The sequence below is a fragment of the Paucibacter soli genome, assembly GCF_037482845.1.
Lineage (GTDB): Bacteria > Pseudomonadota > Gammaproteobacteria > Burkholderiales > Burkholderiaceae_C > Paucibacter_B > Paucibacter_B soli.
Window position 1 is genome coordinate 242980 of the sequence record NZ_JBBHJW010000009.1, and the last position, 15615, is coordinate 258594.

Genomic DNA, 15615 nt, shown 5'->3' on the forward strand with positions numbered 1-15615 from the left:
GAGTGTTCAGCGGCAACTTCTTCCTGAGGATGCGCTTCGGATTCACGGCGCGCATCTTGTTCTACGAAACCTTGCGAGACTTTGTCCGCGAGGACGTGGCTGTCTACGAGGTCATCAAGCGCATTGAACTCGCGGCGAACCTGTTCAAGGTGTTCCCGGTCAAGGTGCTTCAGATGATGATGAGCTCGATGCGTGGTTCGCAGCGTCACCAGGATGCCTCACTGGGTGCTGCGATCCGGCCATGGGCGCCAGCGATGGAGGCTTCGTTGATCTCCGCCGGCGAGCGAATGGGGCGAGTTGATGTAGCACTTCACGAAGCTGTTCAGCTGATGAAGGCTCGGCAGCGAGTCCGTGGCCTACTCCTGGCCAAACTGCCCTACCCCATCATGCTGCTACTGATGGTGGCCGCTGTGCTGGCCGGCCTGAGCCATTTCATGGTCCCGCTACTTGAGCAAATGCTGGATCGCGGTCATTGGCCCGCGACAGCGAAGCTGATCGGCTTCTTGGCTGACAACAGCGGTTCCATCACAACGGTTTTGGGCGTCTCAATGTCCGTCTTCTCGTTGATATTTGTTCTATCGGCGCCGCGCTGGACAGGCCCTGTGCGTGACTTCTTCGACCGATACATACCGCCCTGGTCGCTCTACCGCGAGCTACAAGGGTCTATGGCTCTTATGGTCATCTCGATGCTGACCGCGTCTGGTGTGCCAATGGGCGCAGCGTTTGAGCTGCTTCGCGAGAATGCCTCGCCTTGGGTTGCCGATCACATGTCCCGCATCATGATGCGCATGCGCTCCGGAAAATCCGAAGCCTATGCACTTGCTGGCAATGGCGGTCATGGAACGATGTTCAACGCCTACACAGCGTGGCAGATCAGCCTGTACTCGGCGAACGCCTCGATGGCCAGCAAGCTGCGGAGCCTCTCCGAGTCCAGTTCTCAGCGAGTTGAAGGCTCGATTTCCAAGTTTGCGAACATTGTCAAAGCCGTGATGATGGTTTTGGTTGCAACCCTTCTCGTCCTGACATACGTGAGCTACATGACCGTCTCCTCGAACGCCGGCAATGGCATGGGAGGGCTCTGATGACGTGAATTATTCACACCCCTCAACTGAGTGATTCGACAAACCGCTGCGTATCTGATATACTCTACAACGCTGCTTTACATTCCTCTTATTGAAAGTACAGGTAAATGGACAAGTTCAACATCCGTCGCAACGAACGCGGCATCACCCTTCTGGAAACCCTGCTGGCCCTGGCCGTCGGCTCTGCCGTTGCCGTCGGTGCGGCAGTCTTCTTCACCAAGGCCAATGGCGACGTTCGTGCTCAGCAAACCGCTGACGGCGTGAACCAGATCATCACCGGCATCAAGGACCGCTACGGCGCCCTGGGCGGCTATGCTGGCATCAGCAATGCCAGCGTGATTGCCAACACCCTGGTTCCGAAGACCTTCGCCGTCAGCGGCGCGGTCATCACCTCGCCCTACGGCGGCACGAGCACCATCACGGTTGCCCCAACCGATACCAACTCGACCTTCACCGTGACCGTTACCGGCCTGCCGACCAGCGCTTGCTCGGTCCTGGTTTCGCGTGTTGACTCGGCCACCACCGGTATTGGCGGCGGCGCCACCGCTCCGGCCGACACTACGCTGACGAGCGCTACTACTGCGACGACCATCAAGGCCATTGGCGGCAACCTGGATGTGGCCAAGACCATGACCCAGTGCTCCGACGGCGGCGCACTGGTGCAGGTGATCGCTAAGTCGCAGTAAGCGAAGCCGGCAATGTCCTACCTCTGGATTGCCTCAGCAGCATCTGCAGCAGCAGTGCTGGGCATTGCCGCCTCACAGTCAATGTCGAAACCGATGCCGTCGCATGTGAAACCGATGGCGTCGGGATTCCAGAGTGAGCGCATTCTGGATAAGAATTTGATCGACAAGGCGTTGATCTTCGCGGTCACGGCCAAAGGCGCGGGCAACTTTGCCGGTACGGCAGCATTCCCTGCGCTCGCCGCATCTGCGAGTTCCCCATCTGGCCTTCTGGCGGGTGGCTACTCCTCGCAGTGGACCGCTAAGTACAGCGGTTCCGTCTTGACGGTTTGCTACCTCGGCGCCTCGAATGCTGTTGTTGATGCTGTCTCAACCAAGGTGAGCGGCGTGACCGCTAAAAATAGTGGCTGCTAAATCGTCAATGCGTGGCGGCGCGATGGTTGAGGTCGTCCTTGCGACCTTCGTCATTGGTGCTGTAGGGGTGATCTGGGCCGATCAGTCCAGCAAGAACAACAAAGCGGTCGACGCCCGAAATGTTGGCGAGTACATGGCCGCATTCCAGTCGGCGGCCGTGTCCTATGCGACAGAAAATAACGCCGCAATCCTGGCGGCGGCGGCCGACGGCACTGGAGCTGCCACGGCGTGCGTTGGCAACTATGTCAACGGCACGACTTTCGACACTTTGAACAACGCCACGAAGCACACGTGCGCCGTCGATGTCAGTTGGCTGATCTTCAAGGGCTACCTGCCACCGTCGTTCAAGACGACCAACAAGCTTGGCCAGGCTCCGGCCGCTGTATACCGACGCGTCTACAACGGAGCAACGGCAACACCGAATCTCGAACTGATTGTCGTCGCGGCCTCTGGCGTGGGCACTGCCACCTACGCGAAGTCCAAGTCCTTCACCAACATGCAAGAAGCGTACGCTGCAGCGAACTTGCTTGGCACCAACATGGGTGTTGTTCCTGCCGATGCCAATCTAGCTGGATGCGTTTGGGATCCAGCAGTCGCGACGAATCGCTATGCCTGCGGCACGCAGGGCGCATGGAACGTCAAGCTCTCCGACTTCGTCAACTGAAACAGTGGATCAGTTCAAAGAATAATTTGGCGCCTATGGCGCCATTTTTACTCGAATTACTAGTAACCGACGTGTTCTGGTTGGGACAATAAATATGAAGCATCTGCAATTCTTTTTTACCCTTCTTGCAGCGGGATTTAGTTTCGCCAGCAATGCAGCGCCCGTCGTTGTTCAGAAGGGCAGTATTTCAGGATACGTGTTTATTCCCGGCACATCTGTTCAGGCCGCAGGTGGTTCATCGAGTTCTTCATCCTCTGGGAATTGCTACTTCTCACCAACAACAGACCAGACGTTTTCATTCTCTTCGCTTCCGGCTGAACTGTTTCCGCTGGCTGTTGACTACAAGATGGTCGGCGGCGGCGGGGGCGGCTCAGAGAACAATGCATGGGGCGCAGGCGGGGGCGGCGGTAGCTCCGCTATCTTGGTAGACGGCGCCCCAATTGCCGTGGCCAATGGCGGAAATGGCGCGGACCAAGGACAGGGGGCAGGAACGTCTGGAACAGTAGTATCTGGCCGGATGCAAATCAATTCAGCCAATACGGTTAGATTTATTGTTGGAGGAGGCGGTGGGACTGTTATTGCCAATACCGGCTACTATTACTACGAAAACTATAGCAATAATCAACGTCAATATTACTACGGTGGATCTGGCGGGGGTGCTGGTTACTTTGGAGGGGGCGGCGGCGGTAGTGGCCAAAGCTCGGCCGCAACCAACAGAGGAAAGGGCGGAATCGGCGGAGGAAGTTCGGGCGGCGCTGGTGGCGCCGCTGGCGCCTGGATTTCCGGGAGTAGCTGCTTAACTGATCCGAACTGGAGTTGCACTAAAAATCCTGGACTGGCGGGAACTTCAGGAGTTGGTGGTGCGGGTGGGAATAACGGTTCAGGCGGGTCCCCAGGGGGATCCCAGGTCGCTGGCGGAGTTGCAAACGGTTCGAATAATTATAACTCGTACAGTTCAACCTATAGCGGTTTTCTTCCTTCTGGGCCTGGCGGTGGCTTAGGTTCTGGAGGAGGAGTCAGTGTTTATTATCCATCATCGACAACCTCCACGAATTATACGATCCGCGCCGGATCCAACGGACTTCCAAGCCAGACCAATTTCTCCTCGTTCGGCTCCAATACATTTACCAACGGCGGAATCTCCGGATTATCCCTTGCAGGCCTTGCAGGAGCCGGAGGAGATCCAGCGAAGCAGTTGGGTTCGTCTGGTGGGCAAATTGTTCTTCGCTACTCCGCCCCGCTTTGCAATGCATTCTGAATTCGGCGCAAACAACCTTGGTGAATCAATGACCAATATCAATCTGTTAACCCGAGCAATGCTGAGTTTCGTGGTAGCTTTGTTTGCATATCCAAGCGAAGCCGCCCCCGTTATTGTTCAAAAAGGTAGCATTTCTGGGTACGTCTACATACCAGGAACATCCATTTCCGGCTCCAGCGGATCCGGAACTGGTTCTGGCTCATCCGCGGGTCAGACTTGCTATGTTGACTTCAACAATATCTCACCTGACTACACAGTCTCATATCCAAATAATCCAACGGGACCTACGTTAACTCTCAACTACCTGCTTGTCGGTGGAGGCGGTGGTGCTGGCGGAAACGTCTACTCATATCTAATTGGTACACACTACTACTTGGGAGGGAATGGCAGCCCTGGCTATCAAGCCACCGGAACTGTCACCTTCGCACCTGGTGATACCCTAAGATTAATGGTGGGCGGTGGAGGCGGCGCAGGCTCGAGTGCCACGAACGGAAGCTCAGAACAGTACAACACCTATACAGCCGGAGGGAGCGGCGGCGCTGGCTATTACGGTGGTGCTGGAGGTATTGGCGCAAGCCTTGCGCCACTTGATCCATATAGTTCAGCCTCATACAACTCGCAGGTCGCCCTTAAAACGCCGAGCGGCGGCGGTGGAAGCACTGCGCTCATCAAGAACGGCGCGCTTGTGGCAGCAGCACCAGGCGGGCAAGGCGGTCCAGGAGCAGTTCTTGGAGCCGCTGTGACTGGGCCGGCATTTCAAGGCGGCGGTGGAGGTGGCGATTCGAGCGGAGGAGTTGCTCCGGCTCCTAACCCAACAAATTGGACATCGACATACACAAACAGTGCTGCATATCAAGGTCAATCCGGTTCTCTAGGCGCTGGTGGACGGGGCGGAGCGCCTTACGCGAATGCATGCCCGGCAGGCAGCGGACTTGGGGCTGCTTCTTTCGCATGTAGCAGCAACAATTCCCCTTACTACCGGTACGGCGGAGGCGGCGGTAGCCTAGGATCTGCCGGCGGTAGCACCTCCACGTGGTGGTCTTCAATTGGCTCTACTGGCACTTGGGGTACCATGGGCCCAATGGGAGGAATGTACAATAGCAATCCTCCCCAATCAGATGGCAACTGTTCCGCTACATATATTGGAGCTGGGGCTCAATCTCAGTATCAGGTAAACAAATATAACTCCTACACAAATTCTTGTGGCAGTGGGGTCGGAGCATATTCAGGCGCTGCAATTCAAAACAACAGAGCTTCATCCTGGGCAGGTGTTGGTGGTGTCGCAACTCAACAGTTTTCCACTGGTGGAAATTCTGGCGTCATCATCATTACCTATCAAGCAGGGACGTGTATTTTCTGACGTCGTATAAATGCCTACAAAGCCGACAAGTGTTCGTAAGAAACAACCGGGAGTGGAATCTCCCGTTGTCTCCGGCCGACCAGGCACAAAGACGACAGCCTGGCGCAATCTTGACAAGCCTGGCGCCAAGGCGAATTTCCATGTTGTCGTCCATTTGCGCGGCCAGACAGAGCATGACTTGCTTGCGCTGACTCCGGAGCGCATAAAGGCCCTTGGTGAACAGTTCCTTGAGATCCACCGGAAAATTACCGATCCCGAAAAATAGTAGAAGGCCTCTATAGGCCCGTAGCAGCGGTGTATGTGATATACTGTCCGCTGTCATAATCTTGCTGGGGGATGCCCGGCGAAACTTGCATGGCACTCATTGCCCCTCGCGTGTCCCTTGATTCGGCGCGCTCATTTCGTATCCGCCCTACTCTCCTTTGGGGCCTGATTCTTACGGTAGCAGTGGGCTCGGCCTCCAGCATGCTCAACGCCCAAGCCGCGGCATCCTACGAAAACAAGGATCCAGTCATCCAGAGCCCGGAGGATGATGCGCATCAAAAGAAGCTGGCAGAACGCCTTGCGTTGTCCTCCTACATCTCAGAGCGATGGAATGTGAAAGAGGAATCTGCCAGACGGGTGGTTGACATCGTCAACTACGCCGCCTTAGCTCACGAACTTGACCCTCTGTTGGTCCTTGCCGTCGTTGCGAGGGAGTCGGCCTTCCAGTTCACTGGCAACCATTTTGACCACAGGCTCTCGATCCCTCAACAAGAGATCGATCCTGATACGGCCCATGGTCTCATGCAGGTTGCCGGCCGGTTCCATCCTGAGAAGATGCCTATCGACCAAGAAGGCCGACGGCGCCTCACGACGGACGAGGAGAACGTGTTGATTGGCTCACAGATCCTGAGCGAATACCTGGCTCTCGAGCGAGGAAACGTCGAGCGAGCACTGCAGCGCTACAACGGCAACCTGGTCGACACCAAGCGCCGCTTTGCTTCGTATGTCCTGCGCGTAAAGAGTGACTTCGAGCGCGCCATCTCGCAGGCCTAAATTCTTGATTCAGCGTGGCGCCGCCCGCCTCGGAGAATCCTCTGCAGCTTTGGGTTGCTGTTTGCCATTTAATACGGCCTGCAAGTTTGAGCTGACTGCTTCGAGTTCAATCCAGTTTCCAGAGTCGTGGCGTCCTCCTTCGAGGATTGCATTCGCCGCGGCCGAAAGCGGCGCCGTCATAACGAGCTCCGCTGAATTCTCGTAGCCTGCGCCACGAAGCAAATGCGCCAGGCGAGCAGCGTCGACGCTCATTTTGACCAGGCCCCGGGAAAGCTTCGTGAGCTCATCAGGCGTTGTTGGCTGGCCGGCCAGGATTCCCATGGCCCGCTCGGCCACAGCACTTAGTAGGGACAGCTCAGACTTGGTCTTTGAGTCCAACGGCGTCAAAGCCTTTGACCGCTCTGGAAACGGAATGCCGCAACCCACTTCGGCCGCCATCAAAGCGAACATCTGGTTGAATCGATTGAGTCCGATGGATTCGACCATTGCGGGCCAGTGCTCTTCAATAGTCTTTGCCACCTGTTCAACAAGACCGAATACATGCTCCTTCGTCACTCCGAGTTCGGAAGCTATTCGCTCCCACAGCTGAGCTGATTTCGGATCTTTCAGATTGATGTTGGCGCGCGCCTGACCAAAGATTGCGGCTTGATGCGGAGCTGATCCCGAGACTGGCACCATGTCGTAGGCCGGAGTCAGCGCCCATGAGCCAGACGCTTCAAGTCGTAGTTCGTGGTTTCGTAGGTGATCGTCGGTGACATTGAGACCGATGTTGAAGGCCATGCGGCGTAGCAACTCATCTCGCTGAGCTGGCCAGGCTACCGGATCCACAACCCTCTCCAGCACCTTGAACATGTCCCGGTAGTCCCCTTGGCCAGCTTCCTTCGCGCCGGTCAGCGTCATCATGGACGCCTTGTGATGTCGCCCGTCGCTGCACCGGTCGTACCTCTCAGTCAGGAATACGAATCCCCCCTGGGTGTCCGGGATCACGCGCGTGACCGGAACTTGAATGCCACATCGCGCAGCAAGGACCGAGGCCGCATGTTCCAACACTGTGAACTGGATCCCCTCTCCAGGGCGATCAAACTTAGCGATCCAGTGGCGTCCCTGGGCATCCTCGTACGAGGCCTTTGGCATCACGCCACCGTGCGAAGCAACCGCTGGGTTCCGGACACCACCCAATCCCATTTTCTCGAGCTTGGACATGAACTCCATGCACTTTGCGCGCACGACCTCGAGCTCGTCTAGACCCCTGCATGGGCGCTCGTCTTCTCGGGCCTGGATGAAGAAGCTCAGCGCGCCAGTGGTTCGGGCACCCATCCAGAACAGGCGCTCAACCTCACGCATTTGGCGAATTTCCGGATATTCAGCTTGAAGCACCGCCATGCCCCACTGGCCAGGCATAGCGTCAGAAAAGACTTGGTGCATAAGTCCGGGCGAAACCTGCGGATCCAGGACGAACACGCGCTCACCGCGCCGGCGCCGATCTTGAGGATCGACCGGCAGTCGATAGTTCAAGTTGATGGGATCGAGTGGGGGACCGTCGTATCCCGGCAGATAGATAAAGTAGCCGAAAACCTGATCGGTATCGAAGCGAATCACACCCACCGGAAGAGTTTTCCCGGCGTGATCCAAGGATACATAGATTTGCTTCATGGTCGACATCTCTGGGAACCCCTTGGGTCCGCCTGAAGGCGTTGCGCTTGCTGAGGAATGTCGATTTGCCGCCACTTGCGGATTCTAGGCTATACGATCATAGAGCTTGACCATCCAGGTTCATGTACTATACTTGATATCATGCACACCATCAACCCAATTCTTCAAGAGCAGGCTACTGCTTCGCTCAAGCAGATCGGGCTTCACATACAACGCGCCCGCAAAGAGGCGTTCCGTGAGTCCCGAGAGGCTTTCTCGCAACGACTCGGCTGTGCGCCCATGACGCTTGACCGCCTTGAGCGTGGCGAGCCTGGAGTGGCCGCGATCTACCTGGTTGCGGCCCTGCAGGCCATGCAGGTCCTTCACGATGCTGTTGCGGCCACGTCGCCGGCGCTGCTCATTGCCACAACAATTCCACCCCAATTCCCCCCGGGCTTCGCAGGAGGTTAGATTGCACGCAACACATGCCCTCCCAGGTAGCGACCTGACTGCGAAGGTAGCCAAGGCCTTGCGCCTGATCGATCTGGCTGTCGAGGAGGCCAAGGGTCTGCTTTCTGGCCAGGCGGACAATCCTGAGATCACTCGCGTCGGTGGCGGCGGTTCCTTCACTGTGGGTGCCGCGGCGCTCTCTGCTGCCAACAATTGGAGTGTGGCTCGCCATGATTGGCTGGCCCAGTACCAGGTTGCCCGGGAGTTGCTGACTCAGCACCGCTTTGCGGCACTGCGTGACGTGCTGGCTGGCAAGGGGTGTGAGACTGATTCGTTGGGGAAGGTTTCATTTGCTCCCGAGGTCGTTGCCGTCATTCGGAGGGTGACGGGGTCGCTCGATCTCAAGACCTTTTTGGACCCTGGCTCTGAGGGCTCGTCTCCGATGAGAAAGCTCCGATTCTGAAATCTGGTGGTTGCAGGTGGAGCGTGTATGTAATATCTTCATTGCATGCCAATGCGAATTTCGCGGGTGGCCTGAAGTTGACACCATAGGAGTCAGAATGCACAGCAAGCGCAACAAGCACCAGCCCCGCCAGCTTCATCAGCAGACGGCCGACGCGCGCCCTGCCCCGATCAGCACTCAAGTCCAGGCCCGGCGCCGTCCTCAATTCAAGGCGCTGGTGAGTCAGCCTGTTGCCCACAGCCCCGCGTCAAACAACAGCAAAGTCGCCGGCGAGTCTCCGAGCCATCCGCCGGTTGGCTACGCCCTGGTCGATGACGCCTTCTACGAAATCGCTCCTCGCGACATGGTCTACTTTGGTGGCCGCCACCCGTACTGGATGTCCGCGCGTCGCGCCGGGGAGATCGGCTCCATGCGGCGCTTTTCCATGGCTATCGCGGTCGCACGACACTTCGCATGACAAGTTCAGCAGGGGCGGTCTAACCACCAACCTGCGCCTGGAGACTCCTTCCAAGCGCTTCGGCCGCATGCGGCCTGGAGGCGAAGCCGCAGAGCTTGGTGGGAGAGGAATGGCGCCGCGCCTGGCGCCCTGCCAGGCGTGCACTTGCGTGAATCCTGCAATGTGATATCTCGAATACGTGACCTTGGAAACCCTGCCCTCTCTCGATGACGCCGGCGATTCGCCTCGGCGCAAGCGCGAGCCGCGCTCGCGTGTCGGCGTCTCGGTTCGTGTGCTGCGACTTCGGGTGAAGGACAAGCACTGCGGGTTCTTCGCTCAATGCGCTCGCGAGGTGAACCAGGTCTTCAACTTCGTCAACGATCTGGGCCAGAAAGTTCTTGAGCGCGAAGGCCGGTGGATGTCCGGCTTCGACTACTGGCCCTACCTCAAGGGCGTCACCCGCGATGGCGCCTGTGGCGGAGCTGGTGCGGCGCTGATCCTGCCCGTACAGACGGTGCAGGAGGTCGCGGAAGAACAAGCTCGGCGCCGGCGCCAGCACGGCAAGCGACGTCTGGCCTGGCGCAAGAGCCGCGGCGCCAGGCGCTCGCTCGGCTGGGTGCCCTTCAAGGTGAAGACGCTGGAGCTGCGTCATGGCCAGGTCCGCTTCGCGGGTCAGTGGATCTCGCTGTTCGACAGCTACGGCCTGAAGGGACTGGCGTCCGGGTCGCTGGAGCTCCGCGCCGGCTCCTTCTCAGAAGATGCCCGCGGCCGCTGGTATCTGAATGTCTCCATCGAAGTGCCGAACAACGAGTCGTTCGTGGGGCCACCGGCGCCGCGCGCCGCCGGCACTGTCGACGGCATCGGCATCGATTTGGGCCTAAAGGATCTGGCCGCCTGCAGCGACGGCCGCAAGGAAGAGGCTCGGCGGTTCTACCGCGACCTGGAGCCGGCTCTGGCTGCGGCTCAACGCGCCGGCAAGAAGGATCGCGTCAAGGCGATTCACGCCAAGATCGCGAACCGCCGCAAGGACGCCTTGCACAAGTTTTCCACCGCGCTGGTGAAAGATCACCAGCGCATCTTCGTTGGCAACGTGAACGCGTCCGCCCTGGCCAAAACGAGCATGGCGAAGTCCGTGCTCGACGCCGGGTGGTCGACGCTCAGAACCATGCTGCAGTACAAGTGCGATGACGCAGGCGTGTGGTTCGAGGAAGTCAACGAAGCCTATTCCACCCAGACGTGCAGCGCCTGTGGCGAGCGCACAGGCCCGAAGGGCCAGGCCGAGCTCCACATCCGGCGGTGGACTTGCCTGGCCTGCGGCGAGCAGCATGATCGCGACGTGAACGCGGCGCGCAACATCTTGCTCGCAGGACTGGCGGCCGTTGCCGCGCGGGCTGCACCTGGTGTGGCGGAACAACCCGCCCCGTGCCGGCCTGGTCGAAAGACGAAAGTCTCTAAGCCAGCCGAAGCACGGGTGTCGAATGAGGCCGGGCTCTGCCCGGCTGGGGCCGGGCATGGCCCTCTTGCAGAAGGAATCCCCCTCCAATGAGCAAAGCTCTTTGGTGGCGGGAGGATGTCAAGTTTGGCTTTGGAGGCCCAGGCTGGTATCGAGGCGGAAATGGCGAGGGCGCGTGAAGGGCGGTTCGTCCCATTGGGCATAGACGAGCCATGCACGCCCGAAGAATACTTTGCAGACGAGCACGATTGCTTTCGAGAGCGCACTCGGGATGCCTACTTCGGCGTAGCAGACCTTGATCTGCGCGCCCAACTGATTTTGGCACAGCGCCAGCGCGAGGCGCACACTCTGCAGTCCATGGATGACCATGTCGCCCGCAACAGGCTTGAATTGGCAAACGCCAAGAGGGAAGCCGGACGACAGCCGGTTCTTTGGCCGACGCTAAAGGCCCTTGGGGCTCTCGCTATTGGCTACTCTCAGTGGGGAAGCCTTGGTGGCCTCGCTGGAGCTAGTGGCGGAATCTACTTTGGCATTCTCATTCGAGACGACGCAAAGGCCAAGGCAAAGGCTGCAATGAGAGTTGCGGAAGCGTGTCTGAAGGCTGCCGAGTCAGATCGGGAGAACCTTCGTCTAATGCCTGAACTCTTCTCGAGGGATGAGCAACTTACAGGTATTCGCGATGCTCGATTGGACCGCGAATCCGGCTTCGCAAATCTACTCCTCAAGAAGAATGGCCAACTGTAGGAACCCTTGATCTCAGATTCAAGCGTCCCTCTTGAACTCGGCCGATATGTGAAGTTACGGAGTCACCTCAATCCCTTCGGGCGACCAATCCAGCATCGAGCTCACGTAAGGCTCGTCGTTCTCATCGACTGACATGCCCATCGCGTCCTGACGGAACTGGATGCGCGCACGGTGTGCAACTCCCACGGGCAGACTCGAGTCAAAGCCCCATGTTACTGCGTCAAGACGCCATTGTCGAATGCACCGTGCGAGTTCCATCTCGCCAGCCTGCGTGTTTGCCATGACGAATCCGCGGATCGAGGCGATGTCCTCTTCGCTGTAGCCATAGAACGCAGAGACCGAAGGAAGCAAAGCCTCCCACTCCCTGACCTGACCAGCTCGCTCACGCAGCACGACCGCAGGGCGTGCAAAGCCGAACTGGGGCACCCAGTCGGAATGATCGTCGATGCTCCGCTTGGCGGCCTGAACTGGCGGCTCCTCAACTGCGCCCAAGCCTGCGATTACTCGAGCCTGGCGGCGCTTGGTTGCAGCCATCCGATCACGAAGCGATGTTTGTTCCATGTTTTGCAGATATCACCTACGCTACAAAAGAACAAGTGCAATTCTGGCCGACGCACCATTGAGAACTGTCTTCCGCTCACATCAATTTAGCAACTGCACTGCGTATGCTATAGTGTATTCACCGCTGTGGATAGTGCTCTGCGGACACATTGAGATTTTTGCTTGCGCCTTGTGAGCTCCTTCCTCAAGGACCGTAGATGTCTTCGCAGACTGTCGACCCTATCACCAGACCGGATCTTCTGCTCAACTTGAGCAGCGCCTTGCCTCATCCTGTCCCGTTCTTCGTTGGTGACCAACGCAAAAAGGCGGTCTCCTTCCTTGTTTCCGCCATCTCAGAGCAGCGCTTGCTCTCGGTGATGCAGCTGGTTAACAAGGATCCGAGCCTCGCCTTTGAAGTCCTGCCCATGCCGATTCAGGCTGGCACTCTCCAGACGGCTCCGGTTGAGTTCCCTCTGGCGTGCCTCAAGGCCGGCCTGTCTGCAGGGTATGTCTTCGCGATCTCCAAAGGTTTCGATGTCGATCAGCTGCTGCAGCATGAGACGACGAACCTCCTCCAAACAGCGATCTCACTCGGCAGTACCGGCCGCGGAAACCCTGATCCCGACCTGAGTTTGCTACTCAGTCTAGGTGCGAACCCGGCGGCAATGCCATCCAAGGATGCGTTGTACACAGCCGTGTCCAACGCATTCCCCGCGAAGTCCAGTGTGTTCAATCCCGGTGCCGTCGCAATGCTCCTGGATGCCAAGGCTGACTTCGGATACTCGAGTGATATCCAGTGCCCTTTTTCCATCATGGTGATGTCAGGGGCCTGGGAATCTGACGCCGGCGCCGCGGCGATCACAAAGCTAATGGCCAAGCTCGTGAATGCGAAGCTGGACCCAAATCGTCAGACCGGAGTCCCGCCTATGTCTCCGCTGATGCGCGCGCTGGGTCAAAAGTCCACACCCGCGGTCATCGCGCTGCTTCGCATTGGGGCCAGCACGGAACCTGAGCACCTCAAGGGCAAGGAGTTCTTCAAACTGCTGGAGGCGAATGGTCTCCGCGACCTGGCGCCCCAAGTTCAGGCGGCCATGATGGAAGCGCAGATCAGCAGATCAACTGCCACGAGTAAGGCGGCCGCTGCCGCCTCAGCTGAGCCCGCCGAGGGCGCTGCAACCCAAGCGCTCAGATCTCGCCGCGCGCGAGTTGGGGCCGTTTGATGGTCCAGGTCGATCTCTCTAGCGAGTCGCACCGAGCTGTGGCCCATTCCGATCCTGCCAAGAAGGAGGTAGGTACGGAGACGTCGCCGCCAACTCTGGCCCAGGTCTTTGGACTCGATATCTACTCCCGTACCGTCGAGTTGCTGAGCGCCTACGGATACAAAGCCGAAGTGAGGCTGTTTCGACTGTCGGCCGAGATCGAAGAGCGCACTGTGGCCGTCTACGTCCAGCGCGGCGATGAGCGCCTGGATTGGCATGTACAGGGAGCCAGTGCTGTTCCATTGGCATTCCGATACCGCACTGAGACCCGATCTCTTGGCGATATCAGCCTGTTTTCCGGATCCGGCGTGCCTGAAGTGTTCGCATTCCTTGCTGCATTGACCACGACCGACGGCCGCCGAACCTACCTCTGCCCAAACCCACTCAAAGAGTGGGACCCTCATTCAACATGGGCTGGTGAAGAGGCCTATTTGAAAAGCCACTTTGAATTGATCGATGAACTCGGTCGCAAGGCCCTGCCACAGATCCGCAACAGGACTTTCAAGTGAACTCACTACCCATTGCAATGAACTCATTGCAATCCGTATTGAATCGAGTCCGAACTCAAATAGTCAAAATCTAAAGTCGCTTCCAGAAGAAGCTCAGATCCAGGTTGCGCATCAACCCGGTCAGGAAGTTATGGATGAATTCTCCGTCTTGCGTAAATCAAAGGATCGCCGACACCAAGCTCGCCGGGGTATCGCCGCAGAACGCGTCGACCTTGCCGATGTTTCGTGTATGTGATATCCGACAACGATGAAAGCAATCGATCTTTTTGCGGGCGCCGGCGGGTTTTCGACCGGGGCCCAAATGGCTGGCGTTGAAGTGGTTTGGGCGGCCAACCATTGGCAACTTGCCGTGCAATATCACGCCGAGAATCATCCTGGTGCTCTACACATCTGCCAGGACCTCCATCAGGCAGACTGGAGTCTTCTGCCTGGTCACGACATCGGAATGGCGTCGCCTTGCTGTCAAGGTCACAGTAAGGCACGTGGCAAAGACCGGCCCCATCACGACCTCCAGCGCTCAACCGCCTGGGCTGTCGTCAGCTGCGCCGAATACCACCGGCAAGAGTTCTTCGTCGTCGAGAATGTGGTCGACTTCATGGACTGGGCGCTCTACCCGTCTTGGCTCGATGCAATGCGTCGGCTTGGCTACGCTGCATCGGAGAACATCATCGACGCGGCCGACCATGGAGTGCCCCAGCATCGTGAGCGACTGTTCATGGTCTTCAGTCGCTCGCGTTCACCTATCGATCTGAAACTCGAGAAGCGCCCGCACATTCCCGTTGACTCAGTGATTGACTGGGACTGCGCTGACTGGACGTCTATCGACAAGCCTGGCCGCAGTCCCGCCACATTGGCTCGAGTTGCTTCCGGCCGTGAGCGCTTTGGCCGTCGATTTGTTATGCCGTACTACGGGTCCGGTTCCGGCAAGACGGGGCGCAGTGTGCATCGCCCTATTGGAACGATCACAACGCGCGCTCGCTGGGCGATTGTCGATGGCGACCGCATGCGCATGCTGAACCGCAATGAGACAAAGCGCATCATGGGCTTCCCTGAAGAGTATGCCCTTCCGCCGACGCTAAAGGCGTCGACCCACATGCTAGGCAACGCGGTGTGCCCGCCGGTGCCGGCGGATATCTTGACGGCCTTGGCCGCCCGCGGTTGACCATGAAGTTTCAAACAAACTGGCAAAGGAGTGCGTGATGACAGGCGCAGAACTGGTGAGTCGCTTTGCCGACTACACGCGACAGGCTGGGCACCCTAAGCTTGACTCGCGGGATCGCCGAGCGACCTTGTACGGGCTTGACGAAGTTGTGGCCAATGTCGACCGGAAGACCGTGCTGCTTCCGATCTATGGCGAGGCCCAGTGCCCGACTTTGGATCGAGTGCGAGGTGCTGATTGGTATGCCACTGTCGAGATCCCTGGGCAGGGGGTGCAGTTCATCGTTGGAGTCGGCGATCCATTCGTCACAAGCCCAGCGAATCCGCTCCCCACCAAGGATGGCATGGTCATCGCCGTTCCGTACCGCGTGATCCAAGCCGGCATGGAGTCCACCAATCGCGCACAGCGCCGCGCCATGAGCCGCTGATGCGCACAAGTTCAATTCAACTGATGACCGACAGGCCCCTGCCC

20 protein-coding genes are annotated in these 15615 nt (G+C 58.3%); 17 read left to right on the forward strand and 3 right to left on the reverse strand.

From position 1 onward, the window contains the following. Positions 1–2: 2 nt before the first annotated feature. The 8 genes from WG898_RS19140 to WG898_RS19175 all read left to right on the forward strand — a co-directional run bounded on the left by WG898_RS19140 (position 3) and on the right by WG898_RS19175 (position 6499). Complete coding sequence (locus WG898_RS19140) at positions 3–1082, forward strand: type II secretion system F family protein (protein WP_339604379.1); 1080 nt, start codon at positions 3–5, stop codon at positions 1080–1082. Between the two features lie 107 nt (positions 1083–1189). After that, positions 1190–1768, forward strand: a complete 579-nt coding sequence (locus WG898_RS19145; protein ID WP_339604380.1) for a type 4 pilus major pilin — start codon at positions 1190–1192, stop codon at positions 1766–1768. 12 nt (positions 1769–1780) lie between these two features. Continuing rightward, a complete protein-coding gene (locus WG898_RS19150; RefSeq protein WP_339604381.1) occupies positions 1781–2179 on the forward strand; it encodes a hypothetical protein in 399 nt (132 codons plus the stop codon). Positions 2180–2201: 22 nt separating this feature from the next. After that, positions 2202–2843: a hypothetical protein gene (locus tag WG898_RS19155; protein WP_339604382.1), complete on the forward strand. Its 642-nt coding sequence runs from the start codon at positions 2202–2204 to the stop codon at positions 2841–2843. Positions 2844–2937: 94 nt separating this feature from the next. After that, positions 2938–4101 (forward strand): hypothetical protein, encoded by a 1164-nt coding sequence (locus WG898_RS19160; RefSeq protein WP_339604383.1) that lies wholly within the window; start codon positions 2938–2940, stop codon positions 4099–4101. A 1090-nt stretch (positions 4102–5191) separates the two neighbouring features. Then, the gene (locus WG898_RS19165) at positions 5192–5461 is read left to right on the forward strand and encodes a hypothetical protein (RefSeq protein ID WP_339604384.1); all 270 of its coding nucleotides are present in this window, start codon (positions 5192–5194) and stop codon (positions 5459–5461) included. A 52-nt stretch (positions 5462–5513) separates the two neighbouring features. After that, complete coding sequence (locus WG898_RS19170) at positions 5514–5726, forward strand: hypothetical protein (RefSeq protein ID WP_339604385.1); 213 nt, start codon at positions 5514–5516, stop codon at positions 5724–5726. An 89-nt stretch (positions 5727–5815) separates the two neighbouring features. Next, positions 5816–6499 (forward strand): lytic transglycosylase domain-containing protein, encoded by a 684-nt coding sequence (locus tag WG898_RS19175; protein ID WP_339604386.1) that lies wholly within the window; start codon positions 5816–5818, stop codon positions 6497–6499. Between the two features lie 9 nt (positions 6500–6508). Here WG898_RS19175 and WG898_RS19180 read toward each other — a convergent pair whose 3' ends face one another. Further along, positions 6509–8161, reverse strand: coding sequence for a type II toxin-antitoxin system HipA family toxin (locus tag WG898_RS19180; RefSeq protein WP_339604387.1), 1653 nt, complete (start codon positions 8159–8161; stop codon positions 6509–6511). 132 nt (positions 8162–8293) lie between these two features. On the opposite strand from WG898_RS19180, the gene WG898_RS19185 reads away from it, so the two are divergent. From WG898_RS19185 to WG898_RS19200, 4 genes are all read left to right on the forward strand, one after another. Further along, positions 8294–8602: a hypothetical protein gene (locus WG898_RS19185; RefSeq protein WP_339604388.1), complete on the forward strand. Its 309-nt coding sequence runs from the start codon at positions 8294–8296 to the stop codon at positions 8600–8602. Between the two features lie 58 nt (positions 8603–8660). Beyond that, positions 8661–9044: a hypothetical protein gene (locus WG898_RS19190; RefSeq protein ID WP_339604389.1), complete on the forward strand. Its 384-nt coding sequence runs from the start codon at positions 8661–8663 to the stop codon at positions 9042–9044. 97 nt (positions 9045–9141) lie between these two features. Next, the gene (locus WG898_RS19195) at positions 9142–9501 is read left to right on the forward strand and encodes a hypothetical protein (protein ID WP_339604390.1); all 360 of its coding nucleotides are present in this window, start codon (positions 9142–9144) and stop codon (positions 9499–9501) included. A 184-nt stretch (positions 9502–9685) separates the two neighbouring features. After that, positions 9686–11026, forward strand: coding sequence for an RNA-guided endonuclease InsQ/TnpB family protein (locus WG898_RS19200; RefSeq protein WP_339604391.1), 1341 nt, complete (start codon positions 9686–9688; stop codon positions 11024–11026). 27 nt (positions 11027–11053) lie between these two features. Here WG898_RS19200 and WG898_RS19205 read toward each other — a convergent pair whose 3' ends face one another. Further along, positions 11054–11302 carry a hypothetical protein gene (locus WG898_RS19205; RefSeq protein WP_339604392.1) on the reverse strand — a complete coding sequence of 83 codons (249 nt, stop codon included), beginning with the start codon at positions 11300–11302 and terminating at the stop codon, positions 11054–11056. Here WG898_RS19205 and WG898_RS19210 point away from each other — a divergent pair. Next, entirely contained in the window at positions 11291–11677 is a 387-nt protein-coding gene (locus WG898_RS19210; RefSeq protein ID WP_339604393.1) for a hypothetical protein, read from the forward strand. The two genes, WG898_RS19205 and WG898_RS19210, sit on opposite strands and share 12 nt — an antisense overlap. A gap of 54 nt (positions 11678–11731) precedes the next feature. On the opposite strand, the gene WG898_RS19215 is transcribed toward WG898_RS19210, so the two are convergent. Next, complete coding sequence (locus WG898_RS19215) at positions 11732–12238, reverse strand: hypothetical protein (protein WP_339604394.1); 507 nt, start codon at positions 12236–12238, stop codon at positions 11732–11734. Positions 12239–12435: 197 nt separating this feature from the next. Here WG898_RS19215 and WG898_RS19220 point away from each other — a divergent pair, with 197 nt between their 5' ends. From WG898_RS19220 to WG898_RS19235, 4 genes are all read left to right on the forward strand, one after another. Next, positions 12436–13437, forward strand: coding sequence for a hypothetical protein (locus WG898_RS19220; protein WP_339604395.1), 1002 nt, complete (start codon positions 12436–12438; stop codon positions 13435–13437). After that, the gene (locus WG898_RS19225) at positions 13437–13985 is read left to right on the forward strand and encodes a hypothetical protein (RefSeq protein WP_339604396.1); all 549 of its coding nucleotides are present in this window, start codon (positions 13437–13439) and stop codon (positions 13983–13985) included. Before WG898_RS19220 ends, WG898_RS19225 begins: the two co-directional genes overlap by 1 nt. Before the next feature lie 247 nt (positions 13986–14232). Continuing rightward, positions 14233–15147 (forward strand): DNA cytosine methyltransferase, encoded by a 915-nt coding sequence (locus tag WG898_RS19230; RefSeq protein ID WP_339604397.1) that lies wholly within the window; start codon positions 14233–14235, stop codon positions 15145–15147. A 37-nt stretch (positions 15148–15184) separates the two neighbouring features. Continuing rightward, positions 15185–15571 carry a hypothetical protein gene (locus WG898_RS19235; RefSeq protein ID WP_339604398.1) on the forward strand — a complete coding sequence of 129 codons (387 nt, stop codon included), beginning with the start codon at positions 15185–15187 and terminating at the stop codon, positions 15569–15571. Positions 15572–15615: the final 44 nt, after the last annotated feature.